General features: G+C 39.2%; 22 protein-coding genes and 1 other annotated feature. Of the genes, 9 read left to right on the top strand and 13 right to left on the bottom strand.

The genetic code is table 11. The features are described from left to right. Positions 1-28 precede the first annotated feature (28 nt). The 3 genes from matP (at position 29) to cysB (ending at position 4,266) form a co-directional block, all read left to right on the top strand. Positions 29-493, top strand: a complete 465-nt coding sequence (gene matP / locus J3U42_RS09040) for a macrodomain Ter protein MatP (RefSeq protein ID WP_220219495.1) — start codon at positions 29-31, stop codon at positions 491-493. A gap of 30 nt (positions 494-523) precedes the next feature. Then, positions 524-3,124, top strand: a complete 2,601-nt coding sequence (topA, locus tag J3U42_RS09035; protein ID WP_220219496.1) for a type I DNA topoisomerase — start codon at positions 524-526, stop codon at positions 3,122-3,124. Positions 3,125-3,294: 170 nt separating this feature from the next. Continuing rightward, positions 3,295-4,266, top strand: a complete 972-nt coding sequence (cysB, locus tag J3U42_RS09030) for an HTH-type transcriptional regulator CysB (RefSeq protein ID WP_220219497.1) — start codon at positions 3,295-3,297, stop codon at positions 4,264-4,266. A 67-nt stretch (positions 4,267-4,333) separates the two neighbouring features. On the opposite strand, the gene hisIE is transcribed toward cysB, so the two are convergent. From hisIE to J3U42_RS08975, 11 genes are all read right to left on the bottom strand, one after another. Next, on the bottom strand, positions 4,334-4,960 hold the full coding sequence (gene hisIE, locus J3U42_RS09025) for a bifunctional phosphoribosyl-AMP cyclohydrolase/phosphoribosyl-ATP diphosphatase HisIE (protein ID WP_220219498.1): 627 nt from the start codon (positions 4,958-4,960) through the stop codon (positions 4,334-4,336). After that, positions 4,954-5,730 (bottom strand): imidazole glycerol phosphate synthase subunit HisF, encoded by a 777-nt coding sequence (gene hisF, locus J3U42_RS09020; RefSeq protein WP_220219499.1) that lies wholly within the window; start codon positions 5,728-5,730, stop codon positions 4,954-4,956. The genes hisIE and hisF overlap by 7 nt, the downstream gene beginning before the upstream one ends. Then, on the bottom strand, positions 5,712-6,449 hold the full coding sequence (hisA, locus tag J3U42_RS09015; RefSeq protein ID WP_366518662.1) for a 1-(5-phosphoribosyl)-5-[(5-phosphoribosylamino)methylideneamino]imidazole-4-carboxamide isomerase: 738 nt from the start codon (positions 6,447-6,449) through the stop codon (positions 5,712-5,714). Before hisA ends, hisF begins: the two co-directional genes overlap by 19 nt. Positions 6,450-6,466: 17 nt before the next feature. Next, a complete protein-coding gene (gene hisH, locus J3U42_RS09010) occupies positions 6,467-7,054 on the bottom strand; it encodes an imidazole glycerol phosphate synthase subunit HisH (protein ID WP_220219501.1) in 588 nt (195 codons plus the stop codon). Next, positions 7,054-8,121 (bottom strand): bifunctional histidinol-phosphatase/imidazoleglycerol-phosphate dehydratase HisB, encoded by a 1,068-nt coding sequence (hisB, locus tag J3U42_RS09005; protein ID WP_267336257.1) that lies wholly within the window; start codon positions 8,119-8,121, stop codon positions 7,054-7,056. The genes hisH and hisB overlap by 1 nt, the downstream gene beginning before the upstream one ends. Positions 8,122-8,129: 8 nt before the next feature. Beyond that, positions 8,130-9,188, bottom strand: a complete 1,059-nt coding sequence (gene hisC / locus J3U42_RS09000; protein ID WP_267336256.1) for a histidinol-phosphate transaminase — start codon at positions 9,186-9,188, stop codon at positions 8,130-8,132. Between the two features lie 9 nt (positions 9,189-9,197). Beyond that, positions 9,198-10,499, bottom strand: coding sequence for a histidinol dehydrogenase (hisD, locus tag J3U42_RS08995; RefSeq protein ID WP_267336255.1), 1,302 nt, complete (start codon positions 10,497-10,499; stop codon positions 9,198-9,200). 7 nt (positions 10,500-10,506) lie between these two features. Next, entirely contained in the window at positions 10,507-11,406 is a 900-nt protein-coding gene (gene hisG / locus J3U42_RS08990; protein ID WP_267336254.1) for an ATP phosphoribosyltransferase, read from the bottom strand. Between the two features lie 38 nt (positions 11,407-11,444). After that, positions 11,445-11,570 (bottom strand) — a sequence feature (His leader region). A 550-nt stretch (positions 11,571-12,120) separates the two neighbouring features. Next, positions 12,121-12,531 (bottom strand): DoxX family protein, encoded by a 411-nt coding sequence (locus J3U42_RS08985; protein WP_220219506.1) that lies wholly within the window; start codon positions 12,529-12,531, stop codon positions 12,121-12,123. A 414-nt stretch (positions 12,532-12,945) separates the two neighbouring features. Beyond that, positions 12,946-13,773 (bottom strand): phosphoenolpyruvate hydrolase family protein, encoded by an 828-nt coding sequence (locus tag J3U42_RS08980; RefSeq protein WP_220219507.1) that lies wholly within the window; start codon positions 13,771-13,773, stop codon positions 12,946-12,948. Positions 13,774-13,787: 14 nt separating this feature from the next. Next, positions 13,788-14,996, bottom strand: coding sequence for a Tm-1-like ATP-binding domain-containing protein (locus J3U42_RS08975; protein ID WP_220219508.1), 1,209 nt, complete (start codon positions 14,994-14,996; stop codon positions 13,788-13,790). 199 nt (positions 14,997-15,195) lie between these two features. Here J3U42_RS08975 and J3U42_RS08970 point away from each other — a divergent pair, with 199 nt between their 5' ends. Continuing rightward, positions 15,196-15,813: a TetR/AcrR family transcriptional regulator gene (locus tag J3U42_RS08970; protein WP_220219509.1), complete on the top strand. Its 618-nt coding sequence runs from the start codon at positions 15,196-15,198 to the stop codon at positions 15,811-15,813. 432 nt (positions 15,814-16,245) lie between these two features. Here the strand turns inward: J3U42_RS08970 and J3U42_RS08965 are convergent, their stop codons facing one another. Together J3U42_RS08965 and crcB are read right to left on the bottom strand one after the other, a co-directional pair. Beyond that, positions 16,246-16,644: a cell division inhibitor SulA gene (locus J3U42_RS08965; protein WP_220219510.1), complete on the bottom strand. Its 399-nt coding sequence runs from the start codon at positions 16,642-16,644 to the stop codon at positions 16,246-16,248. A gap of 103 nt (positions 16,645-16,747) precedes the next feature. Further along, positions 16,748-17,128: a fluoride efflux transporter CrcB gene (gene crcB, locus J3U42_RS08960; RefSeq protein ID WP_267336253.1), complete on the bottom strand. Its 381-nt coding sequence runs from the start codon at positions 17,126-17,128 to the stop codon at positions 16,748-16,750. A gap of 294 nt (positions 17,129-17,422) precedes the next feature. Between crcB and J3U42_RS08955 the strand changes: the two genes are divergently transcribed. From J3U42_RS08955 to J3U42_RS08935, 5 genes are all read left to right on the top strand, one after another. Then, positions 17,423-18,031, top strand: coding sequence for a riboflavin synthase subunit alpha (locus tag J3U42_RS08955; RefSeq protein ID WP_220219512.1), 609 nt, complete (start codon positions 17,423-17,425; stop codon positions 18,029-18,031). Positions 18,032-18,430: 399 nt separating this feature from the next. Next, entirely contained in the window at positions 18,431-20,407 is a 1,977-nt protein-coding gene (locus tag J3U42_RS08950) for a BglG family transcription antiterminator (protein ID WP_267336252.1), read from the top strand. Next, positions 20,397-20,852 carry a PTS sugar transporter subunit IIA gene (locus tag J3U42_RS08945; RefSeq protein ID WP_220219514.1) on the top strand — a complete coding sequence of 152 codons (456 nt, stop codon included), beginning with the start codon at positions 20,397-20,399 and terminating at the stop codon, positions 20,850-20,852. The genes J3U42_RS08950 and J3U42_RS08945 overlap by 11 nt, the downstream gene beginning before the upstream one ends. A gap of 31 nt (positions 20,853-20,883) precedes the next feature. Beyond that, entirely contained in the window at positions 20,884-22,221 is a 1,338-nt protein-coding gene (locus J3U42_RS08940; protein ID WP_267329382.1) for a PTS galactitol transporter subunit IIC, read from the top strand. 14 nt (positions 22,222-22,235) lie between these two features. After that, the gene (locus tag J3U42_RS08935) at positions 22,236-22,520 is read left to right on the top strand and encodes a PTS sugar transporter subunit IIB (protein ID WP_220219516.1); all 285 of its coding nucleotides are present in this window, start codon (positions 22,236-22,238) and stop codon (positions 22,518-22,520) included. Positions 22,521-22,609 lie beyond the last annotated feature (89 nt).

The raw sequence follows: 22,609 nt of genomic DNA, 5'->3' as shown, positions 1-22,609 counted from the left end.
AATAGTTACAGCGTCACAAGGTGAACCTATGAAATATCAGCAATTAGAAAACCTTGAATGTGGTTGGAAGTGGCACTATCTAGTAAAAAGGCATTTAGAAGGCGAAGCTATTACGCGTTATTTAGAAAAAAGCGCTGCAAATCATGCCGTCAATGAATTACTGTTATTAGAGCATAATCCAACACGTGTCGTTGATTGGATAAAAGCGCATTTAAATCCCGATTTAGACAATCGCATGAAGCAAACCATTCGGGCAAGACGTAAACGACATTTTAATGCTGAACAACAAAATACCCGAAAAAAATCAATTGATTTAGAGTTTCTAGTCTGGCAACGATTGGCAAGTTTAGCTAAGCGCCGAGGTTGCACGTTGTCACAAACAATTACACAACTGATTGAAGATGCTGAGCAAAAAGAGCAATACGTCAATAAAGTATCGACAATTAAAGATGATTTACTTTCGCTTCTTCTTAACGAAGTTGAGAGTAAATAACGTAAACAACAGGATAATATAGGTTTAATTATGGGAAAATCCCTTGTTATTGTGGAATCACCAGCCAAAGCAAAAACGATAAATAAATATCTTGGCAAAGATTTCGTGGTTAAATCAAGCGTGGGGCACATTCGAGATCTTCCGGTAAGTGGCAGTAGCCAGCGCACAGAAAAAACCGCCAAAGATAAAACAGAGAAAAAAGTTAAGCGTTCTGAAAAACAGGCGCTAGTAGATCGCATGAGTGTTGATCCTTATAACGGTTGGAAAGCACACTATGAGATCTTACCCGGCAAAGAACGTGTGGTTGCCGAACTTAAAAAATTAGCCAAAGATGCCGATATGATCTATCTGGCAACCGACTTGGATAGAGAAGGGGAAGCCATTGCTTGGCATCTTAAAGATGTGATAGGTGGCGATGATAGCAAATATCGTCGGGTGGTATTTAATGAGATCACCAAAACCGCTATCAAAAATGCCTTTAATCATCCCGCGATGATTGATATGGATCGGGTCAATGCTCAGCAAGCACGCCGATTTATGGACCGTGTTGTGGGCTTTATGTTATCACCACTACTTTGGAAAAAAGTCGCAAGGGGGCTATCGGCTGGTCGTGTTCAGTCTGTTGCTGTGCGCCTTGTGGTTGAGCGTGAGCGTGAAATTCATGCATTTATTCCTGAAGAGTATTGGGATCTCTATGCCGACTTAAGTACTGCCAAACAAGAGCCATTAACGCTACAAGTGACGCATTACAAAGATGAAGCATTTGAGCCTAAAGATAAAGTTGCCATTGATATGGCATTAGCTGAGCTTAATAATAGTCAGTATCATGTAACAAATATTGAGCAAAAGCCGACCAAAAGTAATCCAACAGCCCCTTTTATAACCTCGACATTGCAGCAAGCTGCTAGCACCCGTTTAGGTTTTGGCGTTAAAAAGACGATGATGTTGGCACAGCGCCTTTACGAAGCCGGTTATATTACCTATATGCGTACCGATTCGACCAATCTAAGTCAAGATGCGTTAACCATGGTGCGAGATTATATTGGACAGCATTTTGGTGATAAGTACTTACCTAAAACGGCTAATGTTTACACCAGTAAAAAGAACTCGCAAGAAGCCCATGAAGCTATTCGTCCTTCTGATGTCACCATTTTGGCCGACAATATCAGTGATGTTGAAGCAGATGCGTGTAAGTTATATCAATTAATTTGGCGCCAATTTGTGGCGTGTCAAATGACATCAGCCGAATATAATTCGACAACTATTACGGTCAAATCTGGCGATTTTATTTTAAAAGCCAAAGGGCGTACTTTACGATTTGACGGTTGGACAAAAGTACAACCACAGTTGACCAAAAACAGTGAAGATAAAATCTTACCGACCGTTGCGGTTAATGATAAGTTGGATTTAATCAGCCTAAACCCAAATCAGCACTTTACTAAACCGCCAGCACGCTATAACGAGGCGTCATTAGTTAAAGAGCTTGAAAAACGTGAGATTGGCCGGCCGTCGACTTATGCAACGATCATTTCGACTATTCAAGATAGGGGTTATGTTCGTTTAGATAATCGCCGTTTTTATGCTGAAAAGATTGGTGAGATTGTTACTGACCGATTGAATGAAAACTTCAATGATTTAATGAGCTATGATTTTACTGCCCGTATGGAGCATGCGCTCGATGAGATTGCTCACAAAAAACAAGAGTGGCGGGAAGTGCTCGATCAGTTCTTTAGTGATTTTAGTCAGCATTTAGAAGTTGCAGAGCAAGCGCCAGATAAAGGTGGTATGCAACTTAATCCTTTAGTTTTAACACCTGAAATTAAATGTCCAAATTGTGGGCGTGAAATGGGAATTAAAACTGCGGGAACGGGCGTATTTTTAGCCTGTTCGGGTTATGCTTTACCGCCTAAAGAGCGCTGCAAACAAACCATAAACCTGATACCTGAACACGAAACGCTAAACATCTTAGAAGAGGCCGACACGGCTGAAACCGATGCTTTACGTGCACGTAAACGATGCCCAAAATGTCACACTGCAATGGATAGCTACTTATTGGATAATGAGCGTAAATTACATATTTGTGGTAACAACCCAATTTGTGATGGCTCTATTGTTGAAAAAGGAAACTTTAAAGTAAAAAGTTACGAAGGTCCGATTATTGAGTGTGAAAAATGTGGTTCTGAAATGCACTTAAAATCGGGTCGTTTTGGGTTATATATGGGATGTACTAACCCGGATTGTAAAAATACCCGTAAAATTTTAAAAAATGGTGATGTGGCACCACCGAAAGAAGATCCTGTTGATTTGCCTGAATTAAAATGCGTTAAGTCAGATGCGCATTTTGTGTTACGTGACGGTGCATCGGGGATCTTTTTAGCTGCCCATAATTTCCCTAAATCCAGAGAAACACGTGCGCCATTGATCGAGGAATTGCAACGATTTAAAGATCGTTTACCGGAAAAGTTTCTCTATCTTACTAAAGCACCAAGTAAAGACCCTGACGGTAACCCAGCTATCGTTCGTTTTAGCCGAAAAAGTAAACAACAATATGTGACTTCTGAAGTTAACGGAAAATCGACCGGCTGGGTAATGCAATATGTTGATGGCAAATGGATTAGCGGTAAAAAATAGCTAAGAGTGCCCGAAACAGTCATTACACTGTTTCGGGTTTTGTCTACGTTTTAGTATAAAAATGCAGTTTAGGTTTGTGCTAAAGTGTAAAAGGAATAACTTTATGGTTGTTCTCTTTTTTGCTTGTTTCGAAAAAGAGCAAAGCCGGTAAAGTTAAAGGAGCCTTTATCATGAAATTGCAACAACTACGATATATTGTTGAAGTCGTCAATAATGATCTCAATGTATCGTTAACATCGGAAAAGCTTTATACCTCACAGCCTGGCATTAGCAAGCAGATTAAATTACTTGAAGATGAATTAGGTGTTCAAATCTTTACCCGAGTGGGAAAACACCTTTCAGAAGTCACGCCGGTCGGCGAAAAAATTGTTAGTTTAGCCCGGGAAATCTTAAACAAATCACACGATATAAAAATTATCGCTAAAGAGTTTAGCCAACCAAACCAAGGGACGCTAACAATCACAACCACCTATACTCAAGCCCGTTATACCTTGCCCGTTGTCATTCAACAGTTTATGAAACAATACCCAAGCATTACTTTACACATGGAGCAGGGCTCATCTTCACAATGCTTATTGCAGGCGCAAAGTGGACAAGCCGATTTTGCCATTATTACCGATCTGGCACAGCTTAACGATGATATGATAGCCTTACCTTGCTATCATTGGAATCAAGCGGTAATTGTGATGAAAGATCATCCGCTGGCAAAAAGCAGTTTGATCAGCATTGAAGAGTTGTCGAAATACCCGCTAGTCAGTTACGATTTTTCTAACGACGGTTCAGACTTAAATCAAGCTTTTATCAAAGCCAATCAGTTGCCTAATATTGTCTTTAGTACTACCGATGCTGACTTGATTAAAACCTATGTTAAGTTAGGGGTTGGGGTAGGGATAGTGGCGAAAATGGCCGTTAATGAATCAGCCGATAGTGATTTTGTTGTGCTCAATGCCGGGCATATCTTTCCTTATAGCACAACTTATATCGCTTTTGCACGTTCACTATTTTTACGTAATTATATGTATGAGTTTATCAGTCAATTTTCGCCGCATTTAAATAAACAGACGGTTGATAAGTTGATTTTGTGTGAAAATAATGTTCAAGTTCAGGCAATGTTTAATGGGGTAAAACTGCCGATCCGTTAAATGATTTGCCCAATGAGGTTTGTAAAAAATCAAAGTGCGAAACGGATCACACTTTGATTAAGTAAAACTATTTGTGTCTTGCTTTTAATATCTCAATCACATCTTGTAAAGATAGATTCTGATCTTGCAGTAACACCAACAGATGATAAATCAGATCGGCAGATTCATTTTTAAGTTCAAAAGTATCACGTACCGTTGCGGCAAGAGCTGTTTCAACCCCTTCTTCTCCCACTTTCTGCGCAATACGCTTCGTACCGTCATGATAGAGTTTAGCGGTGTAAGATGACTTAGGATCGGCATTTTTGCGCGAAGCAATCAGCTGTTCGAGCTGATATAAAAATCCCCACTGTGTTTGTGCGTTGGCAAAGCAACTATTTGAGCCGGTATGGCAAGTTGCGCCAACCGGATCGACTAAAATAAGCAAAGTATCGTTATCACAATCGGTTGAAATGCTGACCACATTTAAAAAATTCCCTGATGTTTCGCCTTTTGTCCATAAACGGGCTTTAGTGCGTGAATAAAAGGTGACTTTACCACTAGCGAGCGTTTGGCTAAGTGCTGATTGATTCATGTAACCAAGCATCAATACATCGCCTGAAACATAGTGTTGAATAATCACCGGCATTAAATTGTCAACTTTTTGCCAATCAAGCTGATTTGGATCAAATGGGTCATTAGAATTTGAAACTAGCATAATCGTATCTCTACTCCGTGGTTAGCTAAATATTGTTTAAGTTCGCCAATATTAATAATTTGTTTATGAAAGACTGAAGCGGCTAATGCACCGTCGACATGAGCGTCTTTAAATGCTTCTAAAAAATGTTTCATCTCACCAGCACCGCCGGAGGCAATTAGCGGCACGTGGCACACTTCACGCATGGTTTTTAATTGCTCAAGATCATAACCATGACGAACGCCGTCTTGATTCATCATATTAAGAACAATTTCACCGGCGCCGCGCTGTTGTACCTCTTGCAGCCAGTCAATAGTATTCCACTTAGTTGCCACAGTGCGTTTTTCATCGCCGGTAAATTGATAAACGTGATAGTTATTCGTCTGTTTGTCATACCAAGTATCGATGCCCACAACAATACATTGCACACCATAACAATCTGCCAACTGAGTGATTAATTTGGGGTTTGCTAATGCCGGCGAGTTGATTGAAATTTTATCTGCGCCATAAGCCAAAATCTGCCCGGCATCTTCAACTGTTTTTATGCCGCCGGCGACACAAAAGGGGATATCAATCACTTCGGCAACTTTGGCCACCCAGCTTTTATCTACTACCCGGCCGTCTGATGACGCAGTAATATCATAAAAAACCAGTTCGTCAGCACCTTCTTGAGCATATCTTTTTGCCAGTGGTACGATATCACCAATAATCTCATGATTGCGAAACTGTACGCCTTTAACCACTTGCCCGTTACGCACATCTAAACAAGGGATTATCCTTTTTGCCAGCATGAAATTGCCTCCTGAACTGTAAATTTACCTTCGAGCAATGCTCGTCCCACAATGACCCCGGCCACGCCACTGTCTTTTAAAGCTTGCACATCGGCTAATTGACCGATGCCTCCGGAAGCTTGAAAAGCAATTTGAGGGTACTGTTGGCTGATTTGTTGATATAATTCAATATTGCTACCGCTGAGTGTACCGTCTTTAGAGATATCGGTACATAGTACATGTTTAAGACCAAAAGGGAGATAATCTTCAATCACTTGCTCAAGCGTCTTTTTAGAATCCTCTTGCCAGCCGTGAATAGCAACATATTTATTGCCTTGTTGGTCAATGCGGACATCTAATGCCAAAACTAACGCATCGGCGCCATAAGTTTTAAACCACTGCTTAACCAATGAAGGCTCTTTAATTGCCGTTGAGCCAATGACAACCCGACTAGCACCGGCGGCAAGTAGGGCTTTAACATCGTCTTCATGACGAATTCCACCACCAATTTGTACCGGTACTTGTACACCATTAATCAGCGTTTTTATTAGTGATATTTGGCGGGCTTTAGGATCTTTGGCACCGGTTAAATCAACCAGATGCAATAGCTTTGCGCCTTCATTGGCATAGGCTTGCAAACGCGTTAATGGATCGTTACCATAATCGCGTTTTTTTTCATAGTCGCCTTGATGCAAGCGAACAACTGAGCCGTCAATTAAATCGAGCGCAGGAATGATAATTGGGTTAGCCGTCATTGTTACATCTCCAAAAAGTTTTTCAGCAATTTTGCACCGGCCGAGCCAGAACGCTCGGGATGAAACTGAACACCGTAAAAGTTGTCTTTTTGTACGGCAGCTGTAAAGCTTTCGCCGTAATTGGTTTCTGCGATAGTTGATGAGCATAATGGTAAGGCGTATCCATGTACGAAGTAAAAATAAGCACCATCAGGAATATCTCTAAATAGATGATGACCGGCTTTAGGGTATACTTGATTCCACCCCATATGAGGTAACGGTAATCCGGTATCCGGAATTTTCGCTACTTTTTCATCAATAATACCTAACGTGTGAACATGTCCTTCACTACTATACTCAGCTAACAGTTGCATGCCAAGACAGATACCAAGCACTGGCTGAGTACAGACTTTAATAAGGTCGATTAAATTGCGTTGTTTTAATTTTTCCATTGCCGCCGAAGCTGAGCCAACGCCCGGTAAAAACAGCTTATCAGCGTTGATAACGACATCGGGGTCAAGGCTAATAATGGGTTGATAGCCAAGCCTTTCAATCGCATATTTTACTGAGGCCAGATTGGCACACCCCGTATCTAAAATGACGATATTCATTACAAAACTCCTTTTGAACTAGGTAGTCTATCACCTTCGATTTTAATTGCTTGCTTAAGCGTTCTGGCAAAGGCTTTAAATAGGCTTTCAATTTTGTGATGATCATTATCGCCTTGCGTTTCAATATGGAGCGTAATACCCATTGCATAACTGATTGAGTAAAAAAAGTGTTCAACCATTTGGGTGCTCATATCGCCCACTTTTTGATGGGTAAACTGCGCTTTAAAGACCAGATAAGGACGGCCAGATATATCCATTGCACATGTAGCTAAACACTCATCCATAGGGATGACTGAAGCATAACGTGTAATGCCTCGTTTATCACCTAGCGCCAATTTTAAGGCTTCACCTAAAGCTAAACCGGTATCTTCAATCGTGTGATGATCATCAACATGTAAATCACCTTCAACTTGAATATTGAGTTTAATACCACCGTGTGTTGCAATTTGGTCAAGCATATGGTCAAAAAAGCCGATACCGGTATTGATTTGGTTACCACCTTGCCGGTCTAGCCAAACTTCAACAAGTATTTTGGTTTCTTTAGTATTACGTTGCACTTTTGCATAGCGATCAGCGGTGGTTAATCGTTGGGCTATTTCATTCCAGTTAAGGGTAATTGGGTCATAACGTAATCCGTTGATCTGCATATTTTCAGCAAGTTGAATATCTGTGACCCTGTCACCAATTACATAACTTTTTGCTTTGTCAAGCTCTCCACTGGTTAAGTAAGGTAAGACTAATTCAATCTTAGGTTTTCGACATTGACAATTATCTTGCGGAAAGTGTGGGCAGATTAACACTTCTTCAAAATTCACCCCTTGAGATGCAAAAATTTGCATCATCAAATTGTGTGGACCGTCAAAACTCGCTTGCGGGTAACTGTCAGTACCCAGACCGTCTTGGTTGGTCACCATGACCAACTTATAACCCGCTGCTTGTAATTTAAGTAGTGCCGGAATGACATTCGGTTCAAATGCTAGTTTTTCGAAACTATCAACTTGAAAATCAATTGGCGGTTCAGTAATTAAGGTTCCGTCACGATCGATAAATAAATATTTTTGTAACATGATTGCTCCTAGTTTATCGCTTTAAGTGCTGTGATCACCGCTTCACATTCGCTTTGAGTACCAATAGAGATGCGAATCATATTAGTTTGTCCGGTGGATTTACTTTGATCACGCAGAATAATGCCTTGATCCCATAAGGTTTTAAATACGTCTTTACCTTCTTGAAATTTAACACATAAATAGTTAGACCAGCTAGGGTAAACTTTTTCAACTATTGATAATTTATTGAGCGCCTCGATAAATGTCTGTTTTTGGTTATTAAGCTTTTCGACATTTTGTCTCATTGTCTCAATGCCTTCTTTACTCAGTGCTTGACTGGCAATATCAGCGACCGGGGTGGCTAATGGATAAGGCGCAATCACCTTTTGTAAGGCGTCGATCACTGGTTTGTTAGCAATAGCAAAGCCACAGCGCAATCCCGCTAAAGCAAAGGCTTTCGATAATGTTCGTAAAATCACGAGGTTTGGGTACTCATTGAGCCAACTCACCACAGATGATTGAGGAGTAAACTCAATATAGGCTTCATCAATTACCACTAAAGCACGATCATTTGCCAGCTTGAGCAAGCTTTTAATATCTTCCGGTTTTATCAAGTTACCGGTTGGATTGTTTGGCGAACAAACGTAAATTAATTTAACGGTATCAAGATTTTGCGCAATGGCTTGTAAATCAAGCTGCCAGTCTGAAGTCGTTGGTACCGTTTTAATTTTAATGCCTAGCGTTTCAGCACTGACTTGATACATACCGTAAGTTGGCGGGCAGTATAAAATACTGTCTTGCTCCGGTTCGCAAAACGCTCGCATCAGTAACTCTATTGCCTCATCGGCGCCACGGCTAACAATTAATTGTTCACACTGTACGCCGGCATATTGCGCATAACGCTTTATCACTTGCTCCGGTTGCGGCTCCGGGTAGCGGTTTAATGTTTGCTCGGTTAATTCAAAGTGAGGTGCAACAGGGTATTCGTTAGCATTAAGCCATACATCGCCTTGACCACCAATGCGGCGAGCAGATTGATACGGCGTTAATTTTTGTACATTTTTTCTGACTAATTGATTAATATCCATGTTATTTACCTACTTTTGATTGGTTGCATTTAATGCCGCTAAACGAAGGGTGACCGCTTGTTTATGCGCGGTGAGTTGTTCAGCTTGCGCCATAAGTTCAACCGCATTACCAATTGCTTGCAAGCCTTCCGGCGTTAATTTTTGAACGGTCATGCGTTTTTGGAAGTCAGCTAATCCTAAACTTGAGTAGGTAGCGGTGTAACCATAAGTCGGTAATACATGGTTGGTGCCCGATGCATAATCGCCGGCTGATTCAGGCGACCAGTCACCTAGAAAAATCGATCCGGCACTGGTTATCTGCTCGACAAGCTCGTCGGCATTTTGGGTTTGAATGATTAAATGTTCAGGTCCATAACGGTTACTGATTTCAGCACATTGCTGTAAATCTTTAGTGACAATAAGTCGGCTTTCTTGTAACGCTTTTTCGGCAATCGCCTGGCGTGATAATTGTGCCAGCTGTTTGTCGACTTCGATTGATACTGCGTGTGCGATTTTTTCATCCGGCGTCAGCAGTACCACTTGCGAATCGGGGCCATGTTCTGCTTGAGATAATAAGTCAGCGGCAATAAATGATGGGTTAGCTGAGCTATCAGCAATAACCAGAACTTCTGAAGGACCTGCCGGCATGTCGATTGCTGCTCCGTCAAGCCGCTGGCTAATTTGGCGTTTTGCTTCGGTAACGTAGGCATTGCCTGGCCCAAATATTTTGTCCACTTTCGGAACGGTTTCGGTACCAAATGCCATTGCTGCAATCGCTTGCGCGCCACCTAATTGATAGATTTCTGTCACACCACACAGCTCAGCCGCATAAAGAATTTCGTTAGCAATTGGTGGCGGTGAGCAGAGTATCACTTTGCGGCAACCAGCAATGCTTGCCGGGGTTGCCAGCATTAATACCGTAGAGAGTAGTGGGGCGGAGCCACCGGGAATGTAAAGCCCCACCGAGTCGATAGGTCTTGTGACTAATTGACAGGTGATGCCGGGCATCGTTTCAACCGTTATCGACGGTTTAACTTGTGCTTGGTGAAATTTTTTAATATTGCTCACCGCTAATTGCATCGCCTGTTTTAATGCCAGATCAACTTGAGCGGTTGCGGTTTTAATCTCATCTTGAGATAGCTTAAGCTGATTGATTTCAACTTTATCAAATTGCTGACTTAACGCTTTTAAAGCGACATCGCCAGTTTGTTTTACCTGATCTAAAATGGAGCTAACCGCTTGACTAATGCTATCAGAAGCCGCCATAGCGGGGCGAGTTAATAGCTGCGCTTGTTGTTGCTCAGTACATTGTTGCCAGTAAGAGAGTTTCATAGCTGTTTTACTCCATCATTTTTTCAATTGGTAACACAAGGATTGAGCTTGCGCCTAATGCTTTTAACTTTTCCATGGTCTCCCAGAACAGCGATTCGGAGCTTACCATATGCAGGGCAACTCGATTTTGTTCACCGGTTAATGGCAATATTGTTGGATTTTCTGCGCCCGGCAATAATGCAACCACCTCATCTAATACTTCGGTTGGGGCATGTAGCATAATATATTTAGATTCACGAGCTTGTATCACCCCTTGCATACGGGTCATTACTTTGTCGATTAATGCCTGTTTAGTCACTGACATCTCGCCGTCACGTTGAATTAAACATGCTTTGGATTTATAGATTATTTCGATCTCTTGTAGACCATTTGCTTCAAGCGTTGCGCCACTTGAGACTAAATCACAAATCACATCCGCCAGTCCGGCACGAGGTGCGACTTCAACCGATCCATTAAGCAAACAGGTTTTGAAGGTAACATTATATTGAGCGAGGTAACGACGGAGTAGGTGAGGATAAGTGGTGGCGATTCGTAGGTTATTTAAACATTCAGGACCGGTATAGTTAAAATCTCTTGGTGCTGCAATCGATAGTCGGCATCCACCAAAATCTAACCGACGTAATTTTTTATACTTAGGATCTTCGCCTTCAGCTTGTCTATCAAGTACTTCTTCTTCAAGCACATTTTCTCCGACAATACCGATATCAACCACGCCGTCAATGACTAAACCGGGGATATCATCATCGCGAACACGCAAGATATCAATTGGCATATTTTCGGCAAAGGCAATCAAGCGTTGCTCTTGTAGATTAATCTTAATGCCACATTGTGCCAGTAACTTTTTCGATTCGTCACTTAAGCGCCCAGATTTTTGCATTGCTATACGTAAACGTGAATTATCCAACATATTATTCTCCAACTTATCCAAAAAAATTTTAAACCACAAACAAAAAACCCTCGGAAGTTTGATCTTCCGAGGGTTTTCTATTTGCTTTCGCGATATCACCGGAAGACCAAATGTCTTCCAGCACCAATCGCCCGAAGACTATTCAGGAATGATGGTGATGATGATGTTTAATAACTAAAACGCAAAAACAATTCATAAAATTAAAACCATTAATTTGATTTACTGTGTCAATTAGTGAACAAAATATAACAGAAATTATTTACTCGCAACTATTTTTTTTAATTTAATAAAAAATAGTTACCTACCATACTACCTTGTTCAGTAAGAGAGCATGGCGTTGGATAGCTAAACAGCGGATTTATTAATACCTGCACAAATTGCCGTAATAGTCGTATAGTCAGCCTAAAGCGATTGTTAATGAGGTGATATTGGGTGAGTTTGATGCTGATAAGATTCATGATTATTCAAAGCACGGTAATCTTATTTGAGGTATGACTAGCTTATGGTCGATACTTGAATGAGATTGCGAAAACTGAGCAAACTCATTTAGATAGATTATTGAAATAATTATAACAAAACTGACTGAAAATTATTTAGATTGTAACAACAGGATTTATAAAATGCGGAAGGTATATGTTTTGACCTAAAACATATACCTTCTAAGTAGCATTATCGATTGAATTTGAGGGTATCAATAAAATTGGTTACCAGATTTTACTCTGCCAATTGCGGGTATTTATGTCTTAATACGCTATAACGCCCATTGCCTAATAGCGCAAGGCTGAGGGCGGTAATAGTCATAAATGCCGGATATTCCCAGCCGCCGCCAGTATTGGAAAATTGCCAACCATTGCCATAATGGATAAAGGTAATAACCAACATTTCAATCACAGCGATAATAGCGATAACACGGGTAAAAATACCTAGCAGTAACAACGCACCGCCACCAATTTCAAACACGATTGCAATGTAGGCAGTAAAGCCAGGGAAGCCAAGAGATTCAAAATATTGTGAAGTGCCGGACGGGGTAAAAACCAGTAATTTTGTGAAACCATGAACCAAAAACATAACACCTAAAGCAATTCGTAAAAAAAGTGCTGCTAGATCAGTTTGATATTGTTTCATTTTTATTTTTCCTATATTTAAGTTAGCAAAATAACATCAATTGATAATGGTATAAAATGATACTAATGGCTATTACTCGGTCAAAATAGGATAATACGAAGTGATTGTTTCATAAATTATGACAACTTGTAAAGTTATACGTGAATTTAAACGCCAAAATCATTGTGATAAGTCATAGAAAATCATACCGATGCTAGATAAACTTAAATGGCAACCAAGCAAAAAAATTCAGCACGCATTATTTAAACACTCTCTCGTCAGTAATCATTAAATTTATTTGATCAATAAAATGAAGATTAATTGTTTTGGCAAACCGAGGATAATTAAAGGTGATAAGCGTTAGATTAGTAGGGGAGAGGTTGGAATAAATAACGGGCTACATTGCTGTAGCCGTTATTGCTTTCTTCATTATTGTTAGCGACGAATAAGTTTAAATTGTTCTGTAGTTTGCTTTAAAGCAACTTCTGTAGGTAGTCGTTCCATGGAACTAGCACCATAAAAGCCGTTACAGTCCGGACAGTTTTGTAAAATATACTGAGCATCTTCAGGGGTAGCAATTGGACCACCATGACAAAGGATAATAATATCCGGGCGAATCGCTTTAGCTGCTTTTGCCCATTGATTAATTAATGGTACACAATCAGCAAGCTTAAGTGCTGTTTCAGCACCAATACTACCACCGGTGGTTAATCCCATATGAGGTACTAAAATATCAGCGCCGGCTTTTGCCATATCAATGGCATTTTGCTCACTAAAGACATAAGGTGTTGTGAGAAGATCTTTTTCATGGGCTTTACGAATCATTTCAACTTCTAACGCATAACCCATGCCGGTTTCTTCTAAGTTAGCTCTAAAATTACCGTCGATAAGTCCAACGGTTGGGAAATTTTGCACACCGGCAAAACCTGTTTCTTTTAATTTATCTAAAAACTGATCAAACATACAAAATGGATCAGTACCATTAACACCAGCAAGCACCGGTGTGTTTTTCACTACGGGTAAAACTTCTTTTGCCATATCCATGACAATTTCGTTAGCATTACCATAAGCTAAAAGCCCTGCTAACGAACCACGTCCAGCCATACGATAACGACCGGAGTTATAAATAACGATGAGATCTATGCCACCTGCTTCTTCACATTTAGCTGATAATCCTGTACCTGCTCCACCACCAATAATAGGTTGACCTTTTGAAATCATGTCATGGAATTTTTTAAGCAATTGTGCACGTTTACTACTCATATATTCTCCAAATGTTATTTCATAATATTGGTAAATTCATTGATAACAAGATCACAAAACTCTGGTGAGTTGATGTGATAAGGCACTTTAATTAATTTTCTATTTTCGGTTTGATTAAAAACCTTCTCAAATTCATCAATAAATGCCTTATTTGCTTCCGGTGACCAAAAAGCACCACCTTGAATATCTAAAGCTGAAAATCCACCTTCAGGAATAATAAATGTTACTTTGCCTTGACATTTGTTGAGTTTGGTTGCTATCCAATTCGCCATTTTTCGGTTTTCTTCCGGCGTTGTTCTCATCAAGGTTACTTGTGGGTTATGCGGATAAAATAAGCGATCTTGATATTTTTGCGGTATCGTATCCGGGCTTGAAAAATTGACCATATCAAGCGCACCGGTCGATCCGATATAAGGAACTTGGCTTCTTTCAATCGCACCAAAGCGATCTTCATCACAAGCGAGTACGCCGTCGAATAAATGGTCGCATACTTCAGTTGTGGTGATATCAAGCACACCTTGCAATAAATGGCTATCAGCCAATTTTTCCATTGCTTTACCGCCACTGCCGGTTGCATGAAAAACCAGACAGTCATAGTTGTCATGAAGTTTTGCTGTGACAGACTGTACGCAAGTGGTGGTAACCCCAAACATGGTCAAACCAATAGCCGGTTTATCCTCAACGGCTTCTTGAGATTTAAATAATACTGCGCCGGCAATAAAATTAGCGGCGTTTGTTAAAACTTTACGTGAAATAACATTTATGCCGGCAATATCGGTGACGGAGTACATCATGGCAATATCACTGGCGCCAATGTAGCCGGAAATATCACCCGATGCCATGGTTGATACCATTAATTTTGGTACACCGACCGGTAATGATTGCATTGCTGGGGTAATTAATGCTGTTCCACCTGAACCACCCAGACCTAAAATTGCAGCAACATCCTTTTGCGCCATTAAAAATGATTTAAATGCACTTGCCATAGCTACAATGGCATTGCCTCTATCGGCATTAAAGATTGCTTCTTTTCCATTGGGATGAAAATTTGCGACGGTTTCGGATGAAATATCTGCGAAGTGATTGTATTGATGTGAAAGAGTTGAAATATCGACTAACTTACAAACGAGATTCTTTTGTACAAGTAAATTCTTTATAAAAACGGCCTCTTCACCTTTGGTGTCAAGGGTTGTTACCAAATAAATCGTGTCCTGTAATGCCATTTATTTCTCCTTGTTGGATATAAAGTCGAACTCAAAACATTAACCAAACGAATCCAGGTTAGTGGTACATTATATATAAAATGAGACTAAAGTCTCATTTTTTTTCAAAAAATATGCTTTAAAAATTTAAAAAAAATGCAGTATTATAGGCGCCACCTACATTAAACCTTCAAAAAAAATTCTTAGGCGAATATATCTTATGGCTTTGTTTCAACAATATACTGGAGCAAAAAAGCGAACTTTTCATCGTTTAATTAACACAGCATTGGAAGCACTCGAGGAGGGCGGTGAATTAACCATTACCGAACTTGCCGATAAATCAGGTATATCAAGAGCGACAGCTTACCGTTATTTTCCGACGCAAAGTGATTTGATTGCGGCGGTGGTTGAATGCTCATTAGGTCCTATCTTTTATTGGAAGTCGGATAAATCCGATTGTCAGGAAAGAGTCAATGATTTTCTGGCTTTTGCCTTTCCGCAGATGTTAAAACATGAAGGCGCTTTGCGTGCTGCTTTGAGAATATCTTTACAACAGTGGGCAAATCAACGGCGCAATGTTGAACCTCAAAAGAAAAAGTTTGTACGGGGTAATCGTAAAGAGATACTACCGTCTATATTGCAACCGTTAAAGTTTGAATTACCCGAAGAGTTATACCAAAAGGTTGTTTATGCTATTTCGGTAGTCTACGGTTCAGAAATCTTTATGGTATTAAAAGATATTTGGAACTTAAATAATCAACAACTGATATCTATTGCCCAATGGATGTCTAAAGCAATCATAAATCAAGCCCGACAAGATGCATTAAATAAGCAATAAACACCTTATTGCATACATTTTTTATCTACTTTAAATGACTTAACAAAACGATAACCGTTATTTTAGTCAATCATTAGTAAAGTTTAAAATACAAAACAATTGATAGTCGATCGTTCATTAGCCATACAATTGCAAGCGAAGTTTTGCTGTTGTTAACTGCACTTTTTCGATAAGTGTGATCGTTTCATCGTGTTTACAGATTGAACGTCAAACAAAAAAAGCGTGCGGTGGCTAATGTTATATTTGAAATAATGATAATGCTGTAGAGGCATTATCTATTTTAGGCTTGATTGGTCGAATTAAGGTTAAGCGATCAGTAGAGTAATAACGCTATTTATTATTCTACTGACGTACTGTCTTAGCATGATTAATTCAGCCGTGGACTCAAATACGCCTGCATGAAAGTAGGCGTATTGTCTTATCATGATTAAATTAATGGTAGGCGACAGGTTGTTCACTCAACTGATCGTGAACTAAAAGTAAGCATGTATCGCTCGACAGTACCGCTTGCTCAAGACGCTGTTTATCTTGATCGTTGAGTTGGTTGATGCAAGCAACCACATAACTGCAAGTTTTGCTTTGCAGTGCTTTTTCGATAGTGGCAACTAAACTTTCGTCTTTTAAATTGCTTAAATGCACCACTTTTTGCTTATCAAGGCCGGCAGTATTAATCCATGACCGTTTTAACATTGGGCGATCAGATAACCATAATTGCCATTTTTTGGCTTTATTGAACGATCGTAATAACGGGCGTTGTTGTTGTAAAATTTGTTGAAAAGGAGATTCAAAATCTATCGCCGTTAATTGGGGCGTTGAATGTTCAATAAGCATAATAACCTCGATACTGTATTTGTATACAGTGTATATTAATACAGTATTTTAAGGTTGTAAACTCTCTTGATGTCGATTTTTTGAAATATTTTTGATTAAGTCATTAGCATGTTCGTAAAAATTGATAGGACAATATTCCTAAAAACGTCATCAAAACTGACCCAATCACATGAACGGCAATCATTATCAGCCCTAAGGTATAACGGCCTTCTTGCAAAAAGTTAACAATTTCGGCAGAAAAAGTCGAAAAGGTGGATAAACCGCCACAAAAACCGGTTATGACCAATAATCGCCATTCGGCGGAAAGATTGGCGTGATTAAAAAAAGCAATAGCAAAGCCAATAATATAACCGGCGATCAGGTTTGACAGTAGCGTGCCTAAAGGTATCGCAAAGGCAATAAGATTAAATTTAAGCGATAAAAACCAACGCAACAAACCACCAGCAACCGACCCGACTGAAATGGCTAAAATAAGTTTTAGCATAATTAATTCCTAATCATTTAAGGCGTAATGATATTGGCAATAGCATCTAAATGGCAATCATTAACCAGCCTGATTTCAATAGATAATTGTAGGATGATGATCATAACAGTTGCATCATAAAATGAATATCTTTTAATCCAAGGTCGCCACGCTTTTCAATCGATTGAATTATTTTTGATTAAGAATTAACAAGTTAAATTGGTTATCGCAAATATCCGATGAATTAACAGGAAATCGACATGACATTAGGCTAGAATAACCGCCAAGAGTCAATATAAACAGGATATAAAAGATATGTTTACCGGTATTGTACAAGGCGTTGGACAAATTATTGATATTGTCGATCGTGATAAATTAAGAACTTATAAAGTCAAGTTACCTAAATCGTTAACCGCTAAGATTGAAATTGGCGCTTCAATTGCTAATGACGGTTGTTGTTTAACGGTAACCAAATTTGAAAATGATACGGTTTGGTTTGATATCATGCAAGAAACGCTCGCCTTAACCACGTTAGGCAGTAAACAGATTAATGATTACGTTAATATTGAACGTAGTGCCAAATTTGGTGATGAAGTGGGGGGACATATTATGTCCGGGCATATCTCTTGCACTGCAACAATTGAACGGATTGAAAAAACACCGACCAACTGTACCATGCATTTAACCCTGCCAGAACAGTTTATGAAATATGTGTTATACAAAGGCTTTATCGGCATCGACGGAGCCAGTTTAACCATTGGCGAAGTGACGCAAAATGGATTTGATATTCATCTTATTCCGGAAACTTTAGCAATAACAACGCTAGGCAATAAGCAAGTTGATGATAAGGTCAATATCGAAATTGATTCGCAAACACAAGCCATAGTCGATACCGTTGAAAGAGTGCTGGCAACCAAAAAATAGACAAATTTAAAAACTTAAAGCTAATGGCGCTTTGCGGGTAATACACTATTATGATCCGCCAATAATAGCGCGAAGCTTAACGGTTTTTATCTATTTTGTTTGATGATAACAAACATCGACCGCGCTGTAATACTATGATTAACCGCTTTACGGCGGTTTTTTATTGGATCAAACAAAGCAAGCTTGCACACATTTCCTGCCCATTTTAAACCCATTACGTTATAGCCAATCTATGATGACACATCTCATCATAAAGCTGCTCCCGCCTTCTGATTATGACATTTGCTTCCATATTAATGCGGAAAAAAATGTCATCGTCTTATCTATTCAACTCATTATACTTTTTACTAATCAGTCAGAAAAAATATTGCAACAACAGAGATAAAAGGGAGTGGGGGAATGGACAGGCAAATCGATTTACTTAAGCTACTTTTTAATGAATCGGCATTTAAACCCGCAATCTATTTTAGCGCAAAATTATCAATTTCAACCAAAACCATTTATGCAGATGTTGAAAAGCTAAATCAGCAGTTAGCAAAAGCCTTTAATACTGAAATTTTTATTGAAAAATCACCACGCAAAGGGCTTATTTTAGTCGGTAAAAAACAGCCAATTGAACCAATAATCTGTTACCTTGAGCAACACAATACCCATGGGTATTTTAATAAAAAAGCTCGCCGGTTAACGCCTGAGTATCGACGGTTGGATATTGTAAAACGTTGCTGTTTAAATCATGAAACCCTCTCGCTTGAGCAATTATCGAATGATTATATCGTCAGTAAAACTTCGTTACATAAAGATATCGAGTCTATTAATCGCTTACTAGAACAAGAAGGGGTAACCATTAAAGTGACCCACAAGCGCATTATTGTTCAAGGTAAAGAGAGCCAAATACAGCGAGCTATCAAATATTTTCTCTCCGGCTATGTTAATAAACAAGACAGTATTTATATCAATCAGTTGATGATGTCACTATTTGGCGATAAGTCCTTTGAGCAAATTAGCCAGATACTACTTAACCACGATGAATCGTTAGTTCAACAAACATCAGAATACTATCTATCCTCTTTGCTTATTGCGATAACCATTTTATTAAAAAGGCTTAAATTAGGTTTTACCATTGATGAGCAAGAAGATTTCTTATTTAACCACATCCGCTATATGCAATCTTATTTGATTGCAGTTGATCTGACTAAACAGTTCGAAACGACTTTTGCCGTTAACTTTGCAACCAATGATATCAAATATCTAAGTAAACTCTTTTTTGCGCACCGTATTTTTGATGAATCACTCAAAGTTGATAACAGCTTTTATGAACAAACCGTTAGGCAAATTATCAAAAAAATTAGCGATATTGAGGGGGTTGATCTGAGCAAGGATAGCAAATTATTTCACTCATTGTTATCTCATTTTCCACCCATGATCACCCGTATGCAAAGACAGATCAGAGTAAATAACCCATTGCTAAATGAGATAAAACAAGAGTACTCAACGCTATTTAGTGTGCTTTGGTATGCGTTATCGGACTTAGAGCGCAAATTTGATATTCGCCTTAATGATCATGAAATATCTTTTTTATTGATCCATTTTCAAATTGCCTTAGACAAAGCCGCTGACGCTAACAATATTGTGATTATCTGCCAATATGGTTGCGCTTCGTCTAATTTAGTGCTGAGCAAAGTGCGTAAATTATTACCGTCAAAGGATAATATCGAAGTTTTTTCCGTGTTAAAGTTAGCCTCGACCGATTTAACCAATGTCGATTTAATTATTACTACGCTCGATATTCATAATGTTAATAAACCGATAGTGAAAATATCATCACTATTAAATACTCATGATTATCAAAAGATAATGCAAGCTTATGCGGATTATGTGCTTAATCGCCCCAACAATTTTGCCGATCAGATAGGTCACTATCCCGCAATAGCAAAATTTATTATGCCGGATTTAATACAACTTCAAGTTGATATTCATCACAAAAGCGATTGCCTTAATCAATTAATCACCCTGCTTGAAGATAACGGCTATGTCACAGATCGTTATCGGCAATCAGTACTCCAGCGTGAACAGATTGGCGATACCTCTATTGAAAAGGGTATTGCTTTACCCCATGGCTCCCCGATGTTTGTTTGCCGTTCGAGCATCGCAATTATGACCTTAAGTAAACCAATTAAGTGGGGAACGATCGATATAAGCGTCATTATTATGGTCAGCCTTTGCGAGCAAAATATTAGTAATATCAATGATGTTTTTACTGAGATTTATCAGATTGTGTCAAATAAAGCGGCGATATCGAGGCTAAAAAATATCACGCATTTTAAACAACTAAAACAATTTTTGGATAATCAAAGAGGAATGAAAGATGTACTTTGATAAACAGTTATGCCTATTTGATATTGAGGCAACAAATCAGCAAGAGATCTTAACTACCATGGCACAAATGTTATACGTGCACGGCATGGTAAAACAGGATTTTTTAGCCGGAATTTTACAAAGAGAGCAACAATACCCTACCGGATTATTGGTTAACTCAACTGGTTTTGCTCTGCCGCATACCGATTCATCAAAAGTTAATCAATCGCAAATCTGTTTTGCATCATTAAAACACCCGATTATGTTTTCAGCCATGACAAATGAGCAGGAGAAAGTTGCCGTCAAATTTATTTTTATGTTGGCAATGAAACAACCCCATGAACAAGTTGAAAACTTACAGAACTTAATCGCTTTATTCCAAAATGAACAACAAATAGCCCGCTTAACAACATGTCATTGCGTTAACGAATTTATCGCTATTTTAGATCAAGCAGGCGTGAACTAATGCGCCTTTACTTTTATTCAAGGAGGTACAAATGGAGAGTGTAACTAGCATTTTTCAATGGTTAATTAATCTTGGTGGGGTAGTTTTTTTACCTATCATTATTTTTGTCATTGGTCTTTTTTTTCGGGTCAGTTTTTCCAAAGCGTTAATGTCGGGCATCACAGTCGGTATTGGTATTGTTGGATTAGGCTTAGTGATTTCATTATTGTCAGATACCTTAGGGGTCGCCATTCAAAAAATGGGTGAACAATATGGCACATCATTAAGCATAATGGATATTGGCTGTGGTGTTGGCGGACCATTGGCGTTTTCAACCACACTGGGATTATTACTTATACCGGCCTCACTTGTGATCAATTTCTTATTTATATCCTTAGGCTGGACACGGACATTAAATGTTGATATCTGGAACTTCTGGTTTGCTATTTTCTTAGGGTTGGTTGCTTATGCGGTCACAGGTGAATATTGGATCGGTATAATCGGCGCTGTTACTGCGGTGATGTTGCAATGGTTGTTAGCTGATTTACTGCAAAAAGCGATTAGCTCGTTTTTTGGTTATCCCGGCATTGCAATCACCCATTTAATGGCATTATCCGGCGCAATTGTCGCCATTCCACTCAATTGGTTATTTGACCGCATCCCCGGATTAAATCAGCTCAATGCCGATTCAGAAACATTAACCAAAAAATTTGGTATTTTTGGTGATACGGTTGTAATTGGATTAATCATCGGCTTAGTCGTCGGTATATTGGCAGGCTATGATGTCCCTAAAATTGGTCAATTAGGGATCTCAACGGCAGCCATTATGAAAATCATGCCCAAAATGGTTGCCATGTTTATGGAAGGCTTACTACCGGTTGCCGATGCCGCTCGTGAATTTACCCGAAAAAAACTCAATGGAAAACAGGTTAACATCGGTATGGACGCCGCATTAACAGTCGGTCATCCTGCCGTTATGGCAACCGCTTTAATTATGGTGCCGGTCTCATTACTGCTGGCATTAATTTTACCGGGCAACAAAGTATTACCCTTTGGTGATTTAGCTTTTTACGCTTTTGGCATCTGCCTAATGGTCCCTTTTTTCAAAGGCAATATTGTCCGTTCAATTTTGGGCGGAACAATCTATTTAGTGATATGCCTGTATATGTCAACTTGGTTAGCGCCGATTATTACCGACGTTTTTCATTTAGCTAATTACGATGTGGGTATGGCTGGCACCGTTAGCGTTATCTTATGTGGATTATGGCCAGTTACCTTATTTGTACTGTTACTAAATTATTTGGGTTATTTAGGATTAATAGGCTTAGCGCTTGTGATCTTATGTCTACTTATCTATATCAACAAAATCAAAAAAATTGAAATGTATTAAAAGGAAAACAAACGATGAAAAAACTATTAATAATGTGCGGAGCAGGGCATGCCACATCAACGATAGCAGTCAGTAAGGTAAACAAGTGGTTGGCGGATGAAAACCGCTTAAATGATGTCACTATTTATCAATCCAAAATTGCCGATGAACTTAACAAAATTGACGCTTATGATGTCGTTGTCAGCACAACCATTGTTCCTGAGTCGATAAAAGATAAAGTGCTAAATGGGTTACCTCTATTAACTGGTGTCGGGCTAGATGAGTTTTTTGCAGAGTTAAGCAAACGTTTAGCGGTTTAGCACCATTTATCAGATTAATTCCCTCGTTAATATTACTCTGTTTTGGTTAACTCAACTTGCGGCATATAACGCAGAGTGATTAAAAACGG

It is taken from the genome of Gilliamella sp. B2923, assembly GCF_026536565.1.
GTDB lineage: Bacteria > Pseudomonadota > Gammaproteobacteria > Enterobacterales > Orbaceae > Gilliamella.
This window is presented reverse-complemented; position numbering and strand designations above follow the sequence as displayed.